General features: G+C 37.1%; 13 protein-coding genes. 8 read left to right on the top strand and 5 right to left on the bottom strand.

The annotated features are described in order from the left end of the window. Together IR022_RS19910 and IR022_RS00255 are read right to left on the bottom strand one after the other, a co-directional pair. Positions 1-210: GNAT family N-acetyltransferase (locus IR022_RS19910; protein ID WP_242052988.1), on the bottom strand; the 210-nt coding region annotated here is incomplete at its 3' end. A gap of 62 nt (positions 211-272) precedes the next feature. After that, positions 273-1,169, bottom strand: a complete 897-nt coding sequence (locus IR022_RS00255) for a LysR family transcriptional regulator (protein WP_050710792.1) — start codon at positions 1,167-1,169, stop codon at positions 273-275. A 110-nt stretch (positions 1,170-1,279) separates the two neighbouring features. Between IR022_RS00255 and IR022_RS00260 the strand changes: the two genes are divergently transcribed. The 3 genes from IR022_RS00260 (at position 1,280) to IR022_RS00270 (ending at position 3,519) form a co-directional block, all read left to right on the top strand. Further along, positions 1,280-1,873, top strand: a complete 594-nt coding sequence (locus tag IR022_RS00260) for an NAD(P)H-dependent oxidoreductase (protein WP_194202177.1) — start codon at positions 1,280-1,282, stop codon at positions 1,871-1,873. A 43-nt stretch (positions 1,874-1,916) separates the two neighbouring features. Next, complete coding sequence (locus IR022_RS00265; protein WP_194202178.1) at positions 1,917-2,657, top strand: SDR family oxidoreductase; 741 nt, start codon at positions 1,917-1,919, stop codon at positions 2,655-2,657. Between the two features lie 334 nt (positions 2,658-2,991). Continuing rightward, the gene (locus IR022_RS00270; RefSeq protein WP_194202179.1) at positions 2,992-3,519 is read left to right on the top strand and encodes a hypothetical protein; all 528 of its coding nucleotides are present in this window, start codon (positions 2,992-2,994) and stop codon (positions 3,517-3,519) included. Between the two features lie 120 nt (positions 3,520-3,639). Here the strand turns inward: IR022_RS00270 and mgtA are convergent, their stop codons facing one another. Continuing rightward, the gene (gene mgtA, locus IR022_RS00275; RefSeq protein ID WP_194202180.1) at positions 3,640-6,297 is read right to left on the bottom strand and encodes a magnesium-translocating P-type ATPase; all 2,658 of its coding nucleotides are present in this window, start codon (positions 6,295-6,297) and stop codon (positions 3,640-3,642) included. 194 nt (positions 6,298-6,491) lie between these two features. Here mgtA and IR022_RS00280 point away from each other — a divergent pair, with 194 nt between their 5' ends. From IR022_RS00280 to IR022_RS00290, 3 genes are all read left to right on the top strand, one after another. Then, positions 6,492-7,598 carry an efflux RND transporter periplasmic adaptor subunit gene (locus IR022_RS00280; RefSeq protein ID WP_050710787.1) on the top strand — a complete coding sequence of 369 codons (1,107 nt, stop codon included), beginning with the start codon at positions 6,492-6,494 and terminating at the stop codon, positions 7,596-7,598. A gap of 112 nt (positions 7,599-7,710) precedes the next feature. Next, entirely contained in the window at positions 7,711-10,836 is a 3,126-nt protein-coding gene (locus IR022_RS00285; protein WP_242052991.1) for an efflux RND transporter permease subunit, read from the top strand. Between the two features lie 2 nt (positions 10,837-10,838). Beyond that, entirely contained in the window at positions 10,839-12,113 is a 1,275-nt protein-coding gene (locus IR022_RS00290) for a TolC family protein (RefSeq protein WP_242052993.1), read from the top strand. Between the two features lie 80 nt (positions 12,114-12,193). Here IR022_RS00290 and IR022_RS00295 read toward each other — a convergent pair whose 3' ends face one another. Both IR022_RS00295 and IR022_RS00300 read right to left on the bottom strand, forming a co-directional pair. Beyond that, entirely contained in the window at positions 12,194-12,616 is a 423-nt protein-coding gene (locus tag IR022_RS00295) for an organic hydroperoxide resistance protein (protein WP_050710786.1), read from the bottom strand. Positions 12,617-12,799: 183 nt separating this feature from the next. Then, positions 12,800-13,369 (bottom strand): outer membrane beta-barrel protein, encoded by a 570-nt coding sequence (locus IR022_RS00300; RefSeq protein WP_050710785.1) that lies wholly within the window; start codon positions 13,367-13,369, stop codon positions 12,800-12,802. Between the two features lie 350 nt (positions 13,370-13,719). On the opposite strand from IR022_RS00300, the gene IR022_RS00305 reads away from it, so the two are divergent. Both IR022_RS00305 and IR022_RS00310 read left to right on the top strand, forming a co-directional pair. Next, the gene (locus tag IR022_RS00305; protein ID WP_050710784.1) at positions 13,720-14,403 is read left to right on the top strand and encodes a response regulator transcription factor; all 684 of its coding nucleotides are present in this window, start codon (positions 13,720-13,722) and stop codon (positions 14,401-14,403) included. After that, on the top strand, positions 14,400-15,770 hold the full coding sequence (locus tag IR022_RS00310; RefSeq protein ID WP_050710783.1) for a sensor histidine kinase: 1,371 nt from the start codon (positions 14,400-14,402) through the stop codon (positions 15,768-15,770). Before IR022_RS00305 ends, IR022_RS00310 begins: the two co-directional genes overlap by 4 nt. The last annotated feature ends 190 nt before the right edge of the window (positions 15,771-15,960 follow it).

A 15,960-nucleotide genomic window follows, 5' to 3' on the forward strand; every position in this document is an offset into this window, starting at 1 on the left:
CCAGTTGCTTAGGTAGGCATAGCCTACTACATCGCCATTTTCTTCGTAAACGATATAAGGAAAGTTTTTTGCAGTGATATACTTAATTCTATCGGCAATGTCTTCTTCTGTCACCAATTCTTCTTCAAAAGTAATTATAGTATCTTTTATGTAAGGATTATAAATCTCGGCTATCCTCTTAGCATCTGATAATTGCACATTGCGTATCATATACGAATACTTTAAAATTGGTGAGAAAATTATTTGCTAAAAGTAATAAAAAGAGCTGTTTTTTATTCTAATTCTTTGATAAATATTTTTTGTAGTATCTCTAGTTCCTTTGCATATATCGTCTTCTTGCGTTGAGCGAAATATAAGGTATTTTCAACCGGAGTTTTACCTTCCCAGACTAACTGAACACTGTTATTTGCAAACTGTTCTTTAGCCAGAAAATCAGGTACAACTGCAAACCCTTCTCTGTTGGATATAGAGCGCAGAATAGAACTCTTATTGGGTACAATAAAATTAGGCTTAAAATCGGGTCTTTTCTTAAAGTTCTGAATCCAGAAGTTTCTTAGATGTTCCATATCCCCCGTTGTTCCAAACCAGATTTGATTGTTAAGCCACTTTTCGGCAGCTTTCAGATCACCTTTTTCTAGAATCTTATTAAATTCCGAAATGTCACTTTTAGCTCCTGCAACTATTATAATCTTTTCTTTCGAAAAAGAAGTGTATTGCACATTCAACGAATCGTCTTTCTGTGGAGAGATTACAAAGTCTAACAAGCCTTTATCCAGATCGCCCAACATCTGAGCATATCCACCGAATTTAGATATCAAGTCGAATGGTAATTCGCTTATATACGCTTCCAGTACATGCTGAAATGTCTCGAAACACATACCGATACTTATACTGGTTTTGTCCGAATTAGCATTCCTATAAAAATGTCTTTCGGCAGCTTCTAATTTATCTACCCCCTCTACAATAGAGTTATATAGTATATTTCCGTGTTCGGTTGCTACCATTTTGCGCGTTCCTCTATCAAAGAGTTTGTATCCGATGTGAGCTTCCAACGATGTGAGGTGTAAACTTACTCCCGGTTGAGATATATACAGCTTGTTGGCTGCTGCTGTAAGCGACCCTGTCTCATATATTGCTTTGAATGTTCTGAACCATTCAAGATTTACCATAATTTTATATATTATAATTATGATACAAATGTATGAATTGTATTATTTTGGTAATCAATAAAAGGTGTGTATTTTTGTACCACAATAATAAAAAGAATAAAAATTAGGTTATGAAAAAAATATTTGTGATAAATGCAGGTCAAAAATTTGGCGAATCGGAAGGTCAACTGAATAAAACATTATCGGACTGGACTATTAGTTATTTTAAGAATAGTGGAGAGTATGAAATCAAATTTACCGATATAAATGACGTATATGATTTAGGAGAAGAAGTTGAGAAGTTTGTTTGGGCAGACGTTATTATTTATCATACTCCAATCTGGTGGTTTCAAGTACCTTTCGGTTTGAAAGAGTATATTGATCGTGTATTTACTGAAGGCCATAAAAAAATATATGTGAGTGATGGCAGACGTTCGGCAAACCCTACCCGTAATTATGGAACAGGAGGGGCGTTGCATGGCAGAAAGTATATGCTTACTACTTCTTGGAATGCTCCAGTGGAAGCATTTACTCTTGAAGGCGAATTTTTCAGACAACACAGCGTTGACGATGGTGTAATGTTTGGGTTCCATCAAATGAATCAGTTTATAGGATTGTCTCGATTAGAAAGTTTCCACTTTTACGATGTGATGAAGAATCCACAAATAGAGCATTCGAAAGAAATATATTTGAAGCATTTAGACAAAATAGCTCCATCTTTATAAACAAGATTTGCCCTATAACGTTCTATTCAATAAAAGGAAAACAATGAATGATTTGAATAACAAAGTTGCAATAGTAACAGGGGCTTCGAGAGGTATTGGTGCATTGATTGCTAAAAGTTTAGCGGAGCGGGGCGCAAAGGTTGTAGTAAACTATTCAAGCAGTAAAGAGGCTGCTGACGAAGTGATTTCGGATATTAAGAGCAAAGGTGGCGAAGCAATCATAGTGAAAGCAGATGTAAGCCAAACGGCAGATGTGAAGTTTCTGTTTGATGAAACAATAGCTGCTTTCGGTAAAGTTGATATTCTGATTAATAATGCCGGAATAATGATCAATAAACTGATTGAGGATACTACAGATGAAGACTTTGATAAGCTATTTGATATAAACGTAAAAGGAGTTTTCAATACACTGCGTGAGGCTGCAAAACGTTTGGCAGATAATGGAAGTATTGTCAATTTTTCGACTTCAGCCAATCGTATGATGATGCCTACTTATGGCATTTATGTAGCATCTAAATCGGCTGTGGAACAACTGACCCGAATATTTGCAAAGGAAATAGGTCATCGTCATATAAATGTAAACTCAGTATCGCCTGGACCTACTAATACCGAATTGTTTTCGGTTGGGAAAAGCATAGAAACTATTCAGAGACTGGCGTCGCTTACTGCTTATAATCGCATAGGTGAGCCTGCGGATATAATTCCGATTATTCTATTCTTGGTTAGTGATGAAGCTAAATGGATTAATGCACAGAATATAGGAGTGAATGGTGCAATGGCATAAACATCAAAGTTTATATATTAAAAATAAAGAAGGTTTGGACTTAGTTCTAAACCTTTTTTTGTTGTTATACGGAGTAAATAAATAAAATGAGTAAATGTTTCGGGTAGAGTATAATAAATAAGTAAGTTTTGAAATTTAAAATAGATTATGATCGAATAATTTTTAAGCTTTTAATATCGGATAATAAAGTAAGGTGTTGTTCGAAATTAGAAAAAGAGGTAGGGGCAAAAACATGAATATAGCAATCTCAATAGTTGTTATCCGCTCTACTTTTACATAAGAAAACTAAGATGATAATATAAAAGCTAAGTAATAATTAAAAAAACTATTTATTATGAGATCTAAATCCTTTTTTCTGCTACCCTTATTTGCTTTGATTTTGAGCATCGGTTTTTTTGCTTGTAGCAAAGATGATGATGCTCCGGCACCACCTAAACCTAAACCCGATCCTACAGATACAATAGGTCCTTTGGTTGGGACATGGAAATATACTATTTCTACACATGACGTGGATGCTGTTACGCCCGAAATTAAAGATTCGGTAGAAAAAGCAATAGAAGAATTGGGAGGACCGGTAGGCAGTAGTTATCAGTTTTTTGCAGATAGTACTTATAATTACAAACCTGTTGCTGAAAGCGATTCTATAGTAAAAGGAACTTATGTGCTGAAAGACAGTATCATTATATTCGATGGAAAAGTAGATTCTCCGATTACATATACCTTGGTTGCCGATACAATAATCAATGCTTTCCAAGATGTCAAAGCCATGATTGCCGAGCAACTGCAGCTTGAAGAGGCTGATATAACTGTTGCAACTAAAACCGATGTGTATAATTTATTACCGAAAGAAAATAATGAATAGATCCTGATTGTTCTAGAATTAGAGTTTTTAATAGAGTTTTGTTTGTCCGTAAAAAAAGTGCTCCATTATTTATAGTGGAGCACTTTTTTATTTTATCTAATACCTAAATCTCAGATTTACTTATAACCATCTTTTGAATTTGCCGATATACCACTGTTTTACAATTTGCGTTAAGATGCAATAAGAAAGAAGTATACCTACCAACCAAGGGAAGTAGGACCATGGAAGCGGAACCAATCCGATGGATGAACCAAATGCAGTAAATGGTATAATGATACCAATAGCCATTACTGAGAATGTGGTTATAATAACTGGTAATGAAGCCCGACTTTGAATGAACGGGATTTTACGTGTTCGTATCATATGTACAATGAGCGTTTGTGACAGCAAGCCTTCGATAAACCATCCTGATTGAAACAGGGATTGATCTTCGGGCATAGTACATTTAAAAATATACCACATCACTAAAAATGTTGCAATATCGAATATAGAACTGATTGGACCTATACGTATCATAAAGCGTTTCAGATCCGAAGCATCCCACTTGCGGGGCTTTTGTAGGTATTCTTTATCAACATTATCAAAAGGAATAGTTGTCTGAGAAATATCGTACAACAGATTCTGAATTAATATGTGAATGGGCAGCATGGGCAGAAATGGAAGAAAAGCACTGGCAATTAAAACACTAAACATGTTCCCGAAATTAGAACTGGCTGTCATTTTGATATACTTGGTGATGTTCCCGAAAATTTTTCGTCCCTCAATCACGCCTTTTTCCAATACCATTAAATCTTTTTCGAGCAGAATAATATCTGCCGACTCCTTGGCTATATCTACTGCTGTGTCTACCGATATACCTATATCTGCTTGACGAAGGGCAGCAGCGTCGTTAATACCATCGCCCAGAAAGCCCACTGTGTTTCCTTGGCTTTGCAGAATAACTACAATTCTCGACTTTTGTAAAGGGCTAAGTTTTGCAAAAATAGTTGTTTTTTCCACTAGCTTCCCGAGATCTTCGTCACTCATCTTTTCTATTTGATGCCCCAGAAGAATATGTTTTGTGTCGATACCCACTTGTTGACAAATAGCGGTAGTTACTATATGATTGTCGCCCGAAAGAACTTTTATTTTGACTCCATATTCATCTAAAGCTTTAATAGCCGTTGTAGCCGATGCTTTGGGTGGATCGAGAAAGGCTAGGTAACCAATCAACACCATACCAAACTCGTCTTCAACAGAAAAAGAATGGTCTTTGGTAATCCAGCTTTTTTGTGCAACAGCCAATACTCGCATTCCTTGTTGATTGAGTTCTACACTCGTTTCCAATAAGCTTTTTCTAACTTTGTTGGTAATAAGTGTAGGAACTCCCTCTATTTCTACAAATTGACATATCGAAAGCACTTCTTCTATGGCTCCTTTTGTAATAATCTGTCTTTTGTTATTTTTATCTTTAATAACTACCGACATTCGTCTGCGATTGAAATCGAACGGAATCTCATCATCTTTGGTGTATTCTTTTTCCAGATTCTCAAAGCCAAGCTCATGAGAGTGAGAAAGAATCGCTTGATCCATGAGATTCTTCAATCCGGTTTGAAAGAAACTATTGAAGTAAGCATGACGCAGAACTCTTACATCCTCGTTTCCTTGTACATCCAAATAGCGTTCGAGAATAATTTTGTCCTTAGTCAGAGTTCCGGTTTTGTCGGTACACAATACGTTCATCGCTCCGAAGCTTTGTATCGAATTGAGATTTTTTACAATAGTCTTATGCTTAGACATCTTTACCGCTCCCTTTGCTAGATTGGATGTTACAATCATAGGAAGCATTTCGGGAGTTAACCCCACTGCTACGGATATGGCAAACAGAAAAGCCTCGAACCAATCTCCTTTAGTGAGACCATTAATGAAAAACACAAAAGGAACCATTACAAGCATAAAACGGATAAGAAGAAGACTCACATTGTTGATTCCCTTATCGAAGCTGGTTTGAACATCTTTGCTTACAATATTTTTAGCGATTGTTCCTAAGTATGTATTCTCTGCTGTGGTGATAACTATGGCTCGAGCCGATCCGCTTATAACATTCGAACCCATATAGCAGATATTATTCAGTTCGATAACACTACCCGTTTTATGTGATTCGGAAACTAGAACTGCCATTTTTTCTACGGCATCCGATTCGCCGGTGAGAGACGATTGGCTGACAAACAAGTCTTTCGCTTCGGTAATCCTAATATCTGCAGGAATCATATCTCCGGCAGAAAGAAAAATTACATCGCCCGGCACTAATTCGCCAATGTTTATATCTTCTATAATCAGATTGGTGTCTTTTCTAAAAACAGAAACCGTATTGTTTACCATTTTTTTGAGAGCTTCGGTTGCTCTTTTCGATTTCCATTCCTGCGTAAATCTGAGAAGCCCACTTAGTGTAACCATAGTTGTGATAATGATTACAGTAATCCATTCTCTTTCGTTTGGGTTAGCTAGTAGTACATCTATAATGAATGAAATGAGTGCTAAGAATATCAATATCCCGATAAAAGGATTGATAAAGGCTTTGATTAGTAATCCAAACCATCTATTGTTCTGCTTTGCTTTTATTTCATTCTTTCCGTATTTTCTCACCCTTTCGGCAACTTCCGCAGGATACAATCCCTCTCTCCTTGTGTCGAGAAAAGAATATACAGATCGGGTATCTTGCTTGGCTGCAAGGAATAGCCTTTCGCCATTGAACTGCATATCAGTGGCTTCTTTTGTTTTGGTTCTGAATAGTTTCATAATAATGCATTCTAGTATCTCATTTCGACTTGAGCCACAAAAGTAGGTATGCCTTTTTCATTAAACCTCACAAAAGTTATTAGAAAAGTATTAGAATTGGAGGGGTAATTCTAATACTTTTCTAATGCTTATTATAATAATATAGAGGGTTGAATATCATAATTTTGCCAACCGTAAAAGTAAAACAATGAGGTATGAAAAAGAGAAATTTATTATTGAACTTATTGATGTTGATCGTTCTGACAACCTCATGTAATAAACCCTCTAATGAACAAGTTACTGCGGCTTATACGCAGAAAGGAGATACGGTGTTTATTAGTGATAGTAGCATTCTTAGAAGCAAGGTTAAAATAGCGGAAGTAGAAGAAATACCTTTTGCAAAAGAGGTTATCACGGCAGGAACTATCCAGCCTATACCTACTCAGTTTGCATATATAGCTCCTCCGTTTTCGGGTAGAGTTACTAAATCATATATAAAATTAGGGCAGAAGGTAGCAGTTAATACTCCTTTATTTGAGATTATCTCACCCGATTTTACAACAGCTCAAAAAGAGTTCTTCAAATCATTATCGGAGCGCGACTTGGCTCGCAAGGATATGAAAAGGAAAGAAGACCTTATAAAGAACGGAGTCAGCTCTCAAAAAGAACAAGAGGAAGCGGCTAATGCTCTTCATATAGCCGAAAAGGAATACGAGAATGCTTATGCTGCAATCAAACTATTTCAGGCTAACCCCGAAGATATGGTTTTAGGACAACCCTTGATTATCCGTTCACCAATAGCGGGCAATGTAATTGAGAATAATTTGGTTACAGGTCAGTTCCTTAATAACGATACCGAACATGTGGCTATTGTTGCCGACTTGTCTAAAGTATGGGTTACCGCCCAGGTTAAGGAAAAAGATATTCGATTTATTCACGTCGATGACGAAATGGATATACATATGTCAGCTTTACCCGAAAACTCGATTATGGGAAAAGTATTCCATATTGATGAAGCCATTGACGAGGAGACCCGTTCTATAAAAGTGTTGTCGGTTTGTGACAATCAGCAAGGACTTCTTAAACTGGGAATGTATGCTACCGTTCATTTTCTGGATAAGCCTGCCACCGTTATATCTATCCCCGAAAAGGCGTTGTTGCAAAGCGAGAATACCAGTTATGTATTTGTGCAATCGGCTCCCAGCACCTTTATAAAGACACCTGTACAAGTAGAGGTAACCAGAGATGGCAAAGCTATAATAGTGGACGGACTTAAAAAGGGTGACATAATTATCAGCGAGGGTGGATATTATCTAAAATAAAAGTATTGGGTGTAGAGGCAGAATTATAAATCTGTTTGAAGAACACAAATTTTTGATTCTGCACCAGAATACTGAGTAGGTCTGAGACCTTAATTATTATAACTATCATTTTATGACATATAACAAAGCACCAAATAGCTCTTCGAGCTTTATGCTCCTAACGATACAAAAACGGTGGGTAATAGTTACGCTGTTTATCTTTCTATCCATATTCGGATATTATTCTTGGAAGCAATTATCAATTGAGGCATATCCCGATATTGCCGATGTTACATCGCAAGTGGTGACCCAAGTACCCGGATTGGCTGCCGAAGAGGTTGAGCAACAGATAACAATACCTATCGAAAGGGCATTGAACGGACTTCCGGGAATGCATGTAATGCGAAGTAAAAGTACATTCGGTTTATCGATGATTACCATCGTTTTCGAAGATGGAATAGAAGATTATTGGAGCCGTCAGCGTGTACAAGAGCGATTGGGCGAAGTAGATCTTCCCTATGATGCAGTGGCAGAGCTCGATCCATTGACTTCACCTATTGGAGAAGTATATAGATACATTATTGAAAGTGATCATCATCCACTTCGAGAACTTACCGATTTGCAGAATTGGGTAATAATTCCCCGTATAAAAGAAGTGGCAGGAGTTGCCGATGTAAGTAATTTTGGAGGCATCACTACCCAGTTTCAGATAGAAGTGGATCCACAAAAAATGGAACAGTATCATTTGTCTCTCAATGAGGTAATTGATGCTATTGAGAATAATAACTCGAATGTTGGAGGAAGTGTTCTTAATAGAGGAGACTTAGGTTATGTAGTTAGAGGAATCGGGCAGATCTCATCCTTAGAGGATCTCGGGAAAATTGTGGTTAGTACCGAGAAGGGTGTGCCCGTCTTTCTCAATGACATTGGTAAATTGAAATATGGTAATCTCGAACGAAAAGGAGTTTTAGGATATACCGATCGTACCCGTGAATATTCGGAAAGTATAGAAGGTATTGTACTGTTACTCAAACACGAGAATCCATCGATAGTATTGGAGGGTATACAAGCAGCCGTAGATGAATTGAATAATGAAACTCTACCCGAAGGTGTACGAATACATACATTTTTGGATCGTACCGAATTGGTAGACACAACCCTGCATACCGTTTCACGTACGTTGATAGAGGGTATGGCTCTGGTTATTATTGTGCTTATTATATTCTTGGGTAATTGGCGTGGAGCATTTCTGGTAGCGATAACTATTCCCATCGCTTTGTTGATTGCGTTTATTTTGATGCACATAACCAATATCCCTGCTAATTTGCTTTCGTTGGGAGCAATAGATTTTGGAATCATAGTAGATGGGGCTATTGTAATGATGGAAACAATCCTCAAAAAGCGAGAGGATCATCCTGAGAAAGAACTCAAAGAAACTAGTATAGCCAAGCGTGTGACAGCTGTTGCTAAACCTATTTTGTTTGCAACTATTATTATCATTACCGCTTATTTGCCCTTGTTTGCTTTCGAGAGAGTAGAGCGTAAGCTGTTTACGCCGATGGCCTTTACCGTAAGTTACGCTTTATTGGGAGCCTTGCTTGTAGCTCTGTTTCTCATTCCAGGATTAGGATATGCATTGTATCGTAAACCTCAGAAAGTATATCATAATAAGTGGCTCGAAAAGTTGACCGAAAAGTATTCAAATACGGTCAATCGTATAATGAAGCGTCCACGCAAGGTGATCTTGCCTGTTGTGTTTGTATTTGTTGCAGCTATTGCTTTGACAACGTATGTAGGTAAAGATTTTTTACCAACGTTGGATGAAGGATCACTATGGTTACAAGTGAATCTACCTCCCGGAATCTCCATCGAAAAGTCGAAAGAAATGTCAGATACATTGCGTCAACGGACAATGAAATACCCTGAAGTTACTTACATAGCTGTTCAAGCAGGGAGAAACGACGATGGAACAGATCCTTTCACACCTTCTCACTTCGAAGTATCAGTAGGTATAAAGCCTTATAGCGAATGGCCTAGCGGAAAGACGAAAAACGATTTGATAGAAGAATTATCAAAGGAGTACGAATCTCTACCCGGATTTAAAGTAGGCTTTAGTCAGCCCATGATCGATGGTGTTATGGATAAAATATCGGGTGCTCATAGCGAACTTGTAGTAAAAGTATATGGTGATGACTTCAAAGAAACCCGACGCATAGCCGAAAGCATATTGGAGGTGCTTGATAATGTAAAGGGTGCTACCGATCTAGATATCGATCAGGAACCTCCTTTACCTCAATTGCAAATACATATGGATAGAGATGCTATTGCCCGTTATGGGTTGAATGTATCGGACGTAGGTAATCTGATAGAGGTAGCAATTGGAGGTAAGGCAATCTCTCAGGTTTATCAAGAGAGTAGGGTGTATGATATTACTTGCAAATACAAAGAAGATGCACGTGATACTCCCGAAAAGATTGCAGGTTTGATGCTTACTTCGTCAACTGGAGCAAAAATACCATTATCGCAGGTAGCAGATATAAAACTGAGTGTAGGCGAAAGTACAATTACCCGCGAAATGAATAAACGTCATTTGACTGTGAAACTTAATATTCGGGGGCGCGATTTATCATCTTTCCTCAAAGAAGCAGAGTCGAGCATAGAGAAAAATGTAACATACGATCACGCTAAATACCATATAAAATGGGGTGGGCAGTTCGAAAACCAAAAGAGAGCATATTCTCGTCTGGGAGTTATTGTACCCTTGGCGTTGGGTATCATGTTTGTGTTGCTGTATTGTGCCTTTGGCAAATTCCGTCAGGCAGGCTTAGTATTGGCTATCGTACCCTTAGCTCTCTTTGGAGGAATGTTAGCTCTAAATATTAGGGGTATGACGCTTAATGTATCGTCAGCCGTTGGGTTTATAGCCTTGTTTGGTGTGGCCATACAGAATGGAGTAATTATGGTGTCGCATATCAATGGCTTACGAAAGGATGGTTTTGATTTATTATCGGCTGTGATTGATGGAGCCAGACACCGCTTCCGTCCGATATTGATGACGGCAACAGTTGCCATCTTGGGATTACTACCCGCTTCATTGGCTACAGGTATAGGCTCGGATGTGCAACGCCCCTTGGCTACGGTTATCGTTTATGGATTGATGTTCTCTACTATCGTTACCTTATTTGCCTTGCCTGCATTTTATTATATGGTGGAATCTCGATCAGAGAAGAAAGAACAAAACAAACAAATTGAAGAATGACAATGAAAAAGATAATATCAATTACAGCATTTCTTCTGGCGATTGTTGGGGTTTTTGCTCAAACAAATACGATTTCGAATTTGCAGAATATCAGTTTCTCAGAATATTTGAAACAAGTAGGAGAAAATAATTTAAGTTACATTGCCGAAAAATATAATATAGATATAGCAGAGGCAGAAGCTTTAAGCCAGAGAGTATTTCCTGATCCCGAATTGTCGGTAGAGGCAGTTAATAACGGAAAACGGAAAGATCAGTTAGGGCATGCGTTTGCATTTGAACTAGGATACACACTCGAACTTGGAAATAAGCGTGGAGCAAGAATCCACTTAGCTAAAAGTGAGGCCGAGTTAGAGCGACTTATGGTAGATAACTTCTTTCAGGAACTGCGTGCAGAAGCTGCCGATGCTTTTCTTGATGCTATGATGCAAAAAGAATTGTTGAGCGTGAAGAAGAGTTCGTACGAATACATGAAACAATTTAGTATATCAGATAGTATTCGTTTCTCTCTGGGGGAGATTAACGAAAACGAAGCCCGACAATCGAAGCTCGAATCTGTTACCCTCCTTAATGAGGTGTATAATCAGGAAGCTATTTATAAATCGGCTTTAGTAACACTTCGCCAATTTATGGGAAAGTCGATTGATATGCTGGATATTCCTGCGGGCGATTGGAATGTTTTTGGACGAGATTATATGCTTACCGATTTGGTGTCTCAAGCATTACTCAATCGTGTTGATTTGGTCGCCAGTATCAAGAATTCGGAAGTAGCTACTAATCAGCTCCGACTAGCGAGAGCAGAACGCAAAATAGATTTGGGTTTGTCGGTAGGATATGAGATAAATGCAGAGGCGAGAAATGAAATTGCGCCTACACCGGCATTTAATGCTGTAAAAGCAGGAGTCTCTATTCCGTTGAAATTCTCGAATACGAATAAAGGAGCATTAAAATCGGCGGAGTATTCGATCCGTAAAACAAAGGTTGAGTATAAGAATGTAGAACTTCAGATACAAAAAGAAGTAGCTCAGGCTTTTTTCGGTTACGAAGCTACTCAGAAACAAGTACAGCAATACCAAAATGGTTTATTGAGTGATTCTCAAAAGCTTTTGGATGGTATTGTGTATAAATACAAACGGGGCGAAACCAGTATTCTGGATGTATTGATTGCCCAACGGACTTATAATGAAATACAAGAGCAGTATCTCGAAATCATTAAAGGATATGCATCATCATTGGTCGAATTACAAAAAACGTGCGGAATATGGGATATTGAATTCTAATACAGATTAATACAATCAAGAAAAGAGAGTTTTCGTGCCTGTTAAGTCAGGTATTGAAACTCTCTTTTTGATTCTCACCTTTAAGCGTTGGTTGTAACGTTTAGCTTTACTTCTATATTATTGCGGGTTGCATTTGAGTAAGGACATACTTGATGTGCTTCGTGAACCAATTCCTCAGCATCTTTTTGATCTATTCCGGGGATATTAACATCCATTTCCACAGCCAATTGAAAACCGCCATCGTCTTTCTTGCCAATACTTACTTTTGCAGTTATAGTGGGAACTACTTTTCTCTTTTTCAACAATGCCACATGATTCAATGCACTTCCGAAACAAGCAGAATAACCTGCTGCAAACAATTGTTCGGGATTTGTAAATGCGCCACCAGGACCACCCATTTCTTTAGGAGGTTTCACTTCAAAGTTTAGAACTCCATCTGAAGATTTCACATTTCCATTTCTTCCACCTACAGACGTAGCAACAGCTGTATATAATGCTTCCATACTAATAATGTGTTATTGATTTTTAATAAGTTATGTACCATATAGAACAGTCACCGAATGAGATTGTTCAAGCTTCCCTCTTTTCCCAGTAGCTCTCTAAAAAAAAGAAGAGCCTCTGTTTTAAAGAAGCTCCTCCTACGTTGTTCTATATTATTTTTGTAGTAGTTAGTATAGTAGATGGATTTATAGAGACTTGATTTCTTTAACTACGTTCTTGGAAGGTAAGTAAACTTGGAAACCAATTCCTAACGAAAGACCATTGGTGTATGTAGTTGAACCGAATCCTACAATACCATTGTATTTTAATAATGCTTCAACAGCAACTGATTGAGTAATGAAATAAGAAATACCAGGACCAAATCCGAATCCTAAACCATTAGTATGCGAATTGTTAACAGTATTATTTGCACCTTCGAAACCTGCACTACCCTCAACAAAGAATTTAGCCTGTCCTAATGAAGGCAACTCTTTAAGGTTAACAAAATAACGAGCCAAAGGTCCAACACCATAAGTGTAACTATTACCGTCTTGTCCGTTAATGTGATTAAAACCAAACTGTCCGTAAGCACCCACAGCCAATCCATCCTCAATAAACCAAGCAGCTCTAGGAGTTATCTGAAAGCTTGTTTGGTTACTGAAATTGATGTTCAAATTTGCCAGGTCACCACCTATCAAAACATTACCTTTGCCTATTTGGGCGTTTGCTATGCCTGTACCTAACACAAGTATAACGAGTAGAATTAACTTTTTCATAATTAAACAATCTTTAAAATTAATATTATAAACCTTAATAATTATATATAACATTACTCATTCTTATTTGTTGTCGGATTGAGCGTAATATGTTATTATTAACTTAATTATAGGTGTTTAGAGTGAGAAAAGAGAGAAAATTGTAACGAAAAGTTATAAAAAAGAAGGCTGCTACTTTCGTATTATATTAGTAACGTGTGTTAATCTGGGATTGATCAGCTTGCTTCTGCTGATTGGCTGTGACAAAGAAATACTCTTGAAAAATGCTAAAACTAAATCGATCTGCATAGCATAAAATTTAAAGAACTATCTTTGCTATACACCATTATATTACTTATTAGAAATAATTTATGAAGAAAATACTGGTAGTAGAGGACGAACAACGCATAGCCGAATTACTTCAAAAAGGTCTGGAGGAGTTTGGATATGTTGTGTCTTTGGCATTTGATGGAGAAATGGGCAGACGTTTAGTTAATTCTAATACCTATGATCTGATTATAACAGATGTTGTTCTTCCCAATATCAATGGCTTTGAATTATGTAAAGTAATAAGAGAGAAAGATCCTCATATACCCATTCTTATGCTTACAGCGTTAGGAACAACCGATGATAAGTTAGACGGATTTGATGCAGGAGTGGACGATTATATGGTAAAGCCATTTGATTTAAGAGAGTTAAATGCCCGCATTAATGTTCTACTAAAACGAAAAGTACAAACTGAAAACGTCGATCCTGTAACTGAGCTGCAATATAAAGACCTTTTATTAGATGTAAACACAAAAAGCCTTTTCAGGGGTAATCGGGAAATCAAGCTGACACCCAAAGAATTCACCTTGTTAAGATATATGATGGAAAACCCCGAAAGAATATTGTCGCGTGTAGAAATTGCCGAAAAGGTATGGGATACTCACTTCGATACGGGTACTAATTTTATAGATGTGTATATCAACTATCTGAGGAAGAAGATTGATAAAGATTTTGAGGTTAAACTTATTCATACTCGTCAAGGGATGGGTTTTATTCTGACCGAATGAAAATAAGATCTAAAATAGCATTACGATATGCGGCGGTAACAGCTATACTTATGCTGGTATTTGCTGTGGTAATTTATATTCTTTCTGCCAAAAGTAGAGAGAAAGAGTTTTATGACGGCTTGGTGAGCGAGGGTATTTCTAAGGCAAACTTGTTTTTTACTGCCCGAGTAGATCCTCAGACAATGCAATCTATTTACAAGAGTAATATCAAATATATAAATGAAGTTGAGGTTGCCATATATGACAAAAACTTCAATCTGCTGTATCACGATGCAAAGGATATTGATATAGTAAAAGAGACACCCGAATTATTGGGGCAAGTGCTTAAAGAGGAAAAGAATATTAAGTTTTATGTAAACGATTATCAAGCTGTTGTTTTTCTTTTTGTGAATGATAATGCTGAGTATATAGTAACTGCTGCCGCTTACGATGGTTATGGGTATGCAAAACAATTGAATCTGGCTTTGAGTCTTTTGGTTATTTGTATCGTTTCTATTGGTATGTCTTTTATAATAGGTTATATATTGGCTAAAAGGGCATTAAAACCTGTGGCTGAAATTTCGGATAGAATGAAAGATATTACAGCCAATAATTTAGATCTTAGATTGTTGGGCTATAACGAGAGCGATGAGTTTGGAGAGTTGGCAGGTTCGTTTAATAAAGCATTAGATATAATTGAAACTTCATTCGACTCACAGAAGATGTTTGTAAGTAATGTTTCTCACGAATTGAGAACACCTCTATCTGTAATAATAGGCGAGATAGATTGGGTATTATTAAAAGACCGCACTCTCGAAGAATATAAACAAACGCTTATAAATTCTCATAAAGATACAAGCAGACTTATAAAGTTGTTGAATGGCTTGCTTAATCTGGCAAAAGCAAGTTACGATGAGAATAAGATATCGAAGAGTAATATCCGTATAGATGAGGTATTGCTGGATGCAAGAGATATAGTACTAAAGGGGAATAGCGATTATTACGTGAATCTGCTTTTTGATGAAGGTATTCAAGACGATTCTGAAATTACTATTGTTGGCAACGAATATTTGTTGAAGATGGCATTTGCTAATCTGATGGATAATAATTGCAAATTTTCCGAAAATAAAACCTCTAGAGTGTATATTAGGGTTGAGGAGAAGAAAATTATTATTTGTTTTTCTGATACGGGTATCGGCATTCCCGAAACTGAACTTCCTCATGTATTTGCCCCTTTTTATAGGGGAGAGAATAAGAAAATAGCACAAGGTAATGGTATCGGGCTCGCATTGGTAAGTAAAGTAATAAGCCTGCACAAAGGAAGTATTACAATACAATCGAAACCAAACGAAGGCACTACTTTCGAAGTAATATTTACTTCCCTCTAAGCATAATAAGATAACGGAAAATGCAAAAAGCCCTCGAAATCACTTCGAAGGCTCTTTATCCTTAACAGAAACTTTACAAAACTACACAAATCAGAGTTGGCTAGACTCTGCACTATTAATTTCAGTGTTTTTCATAGATAAAAGGATAACTAGATTAAAAGAATCAATGTCAATAATGAAACTCTGTACA

The organism is Dysgonomonas sp. GY617, assembly GCF_015233815.1.
GTDB lineage: Bacteria > Bacteroidota > Bacteroidia > Bacteroidales > Dysgonomonadaceae > Dysgonomonas_A.

What these genes read in the sequence shown, in the direction of transcription:
- IR022_RS00290 (WP_242052993.1), top strand. Translation starts at nt 10,839, where the DNA reads ATGAAAAAGATAATATCAATTACAGCATTTCTTCTGGCGATTGTTGGG.
- IR022_RS00270 (WP_194202179.1), top strand. Translation starts at nt 2,992, where the DNA reads ATGAGATCTAAATCCTTTTTTCTGCTACCCTTATTTGCTTTGATTTTG.
- IR022_RS00310 (WP_050710783.1), top strand. Translation starts at nt 14,400, where the DNA reads ATGAAAATAAGATCTAAAATAGCATTACGATATGCGGCGGTAACAGCT.
- IR022_RS00260 (WP_194202177.1), top strand. Translation starts at nt 1,280, where the DNA reads ATGAAAAAAATATTTGTGATAAATGCAGGTCAAAAATTTGGCGAATCG.
- IR022_RS00280 (WP_050710787.1), top strand. Translation starts at nt 6,492, where the DNA reads ATGAAAAAGAGAAATTTATTATTGAACTTATTGATGTTGATCGTTCTG.
- mgtA (WP_194202180.1), bottom strand. Translation starts at nt 6,297, where the DNA reads ATGAAACTATTCAGAACCAAAACAAAAGAAGCCACTGATATGCAGTTC.
- IR022_RS00295 (WP_050710786.1), bottom strand. Translation starts at nt 12,616, where the DNA reads ATGGAAGCATTATATACAGCTGTTGCTACGTCTGTAGGTGGAAGAAAT.
- IR022_RS00265 (WP_194202178.1), top strand. Translation starts at nt 1,917, where the DNA reads ATGAATGATTTGAATAACAAAGTTGCAATAGTAACAGGGGCTTCGAGA.
- IR022_RS00255 (WP_050710792.1), bottom strand. Translation starts at nt 1,169, where the DNA reads ATGGTAAATCTTGAATGGTTCAGAACATTCAAAGCAATATATGAGACA.
- IR022_RS00305 (WP_050710784.1), top strand. Translation starts at nt 13,720, where the DNA reads ATGAAGAAAATACTGGTAGTAGAGGACGAACAACGCATAGCCGAATTA.
- IR022_RS00285 (WP_242052991.1), top strand. Translation starts at nt 7,711, where the DNA reads ATGACATATAACAAAGCACCAAATAGCTCTTCGAGCTTTATGCTCCTA.
- IR022_RS00300 (WP_050710785.1), bottom strand. Translation starts at nt 13,369, where the DNA reads ATGAAAAAGTTAATTCTACTCGTTATACTTGTGTTAGGTACAGGCATA.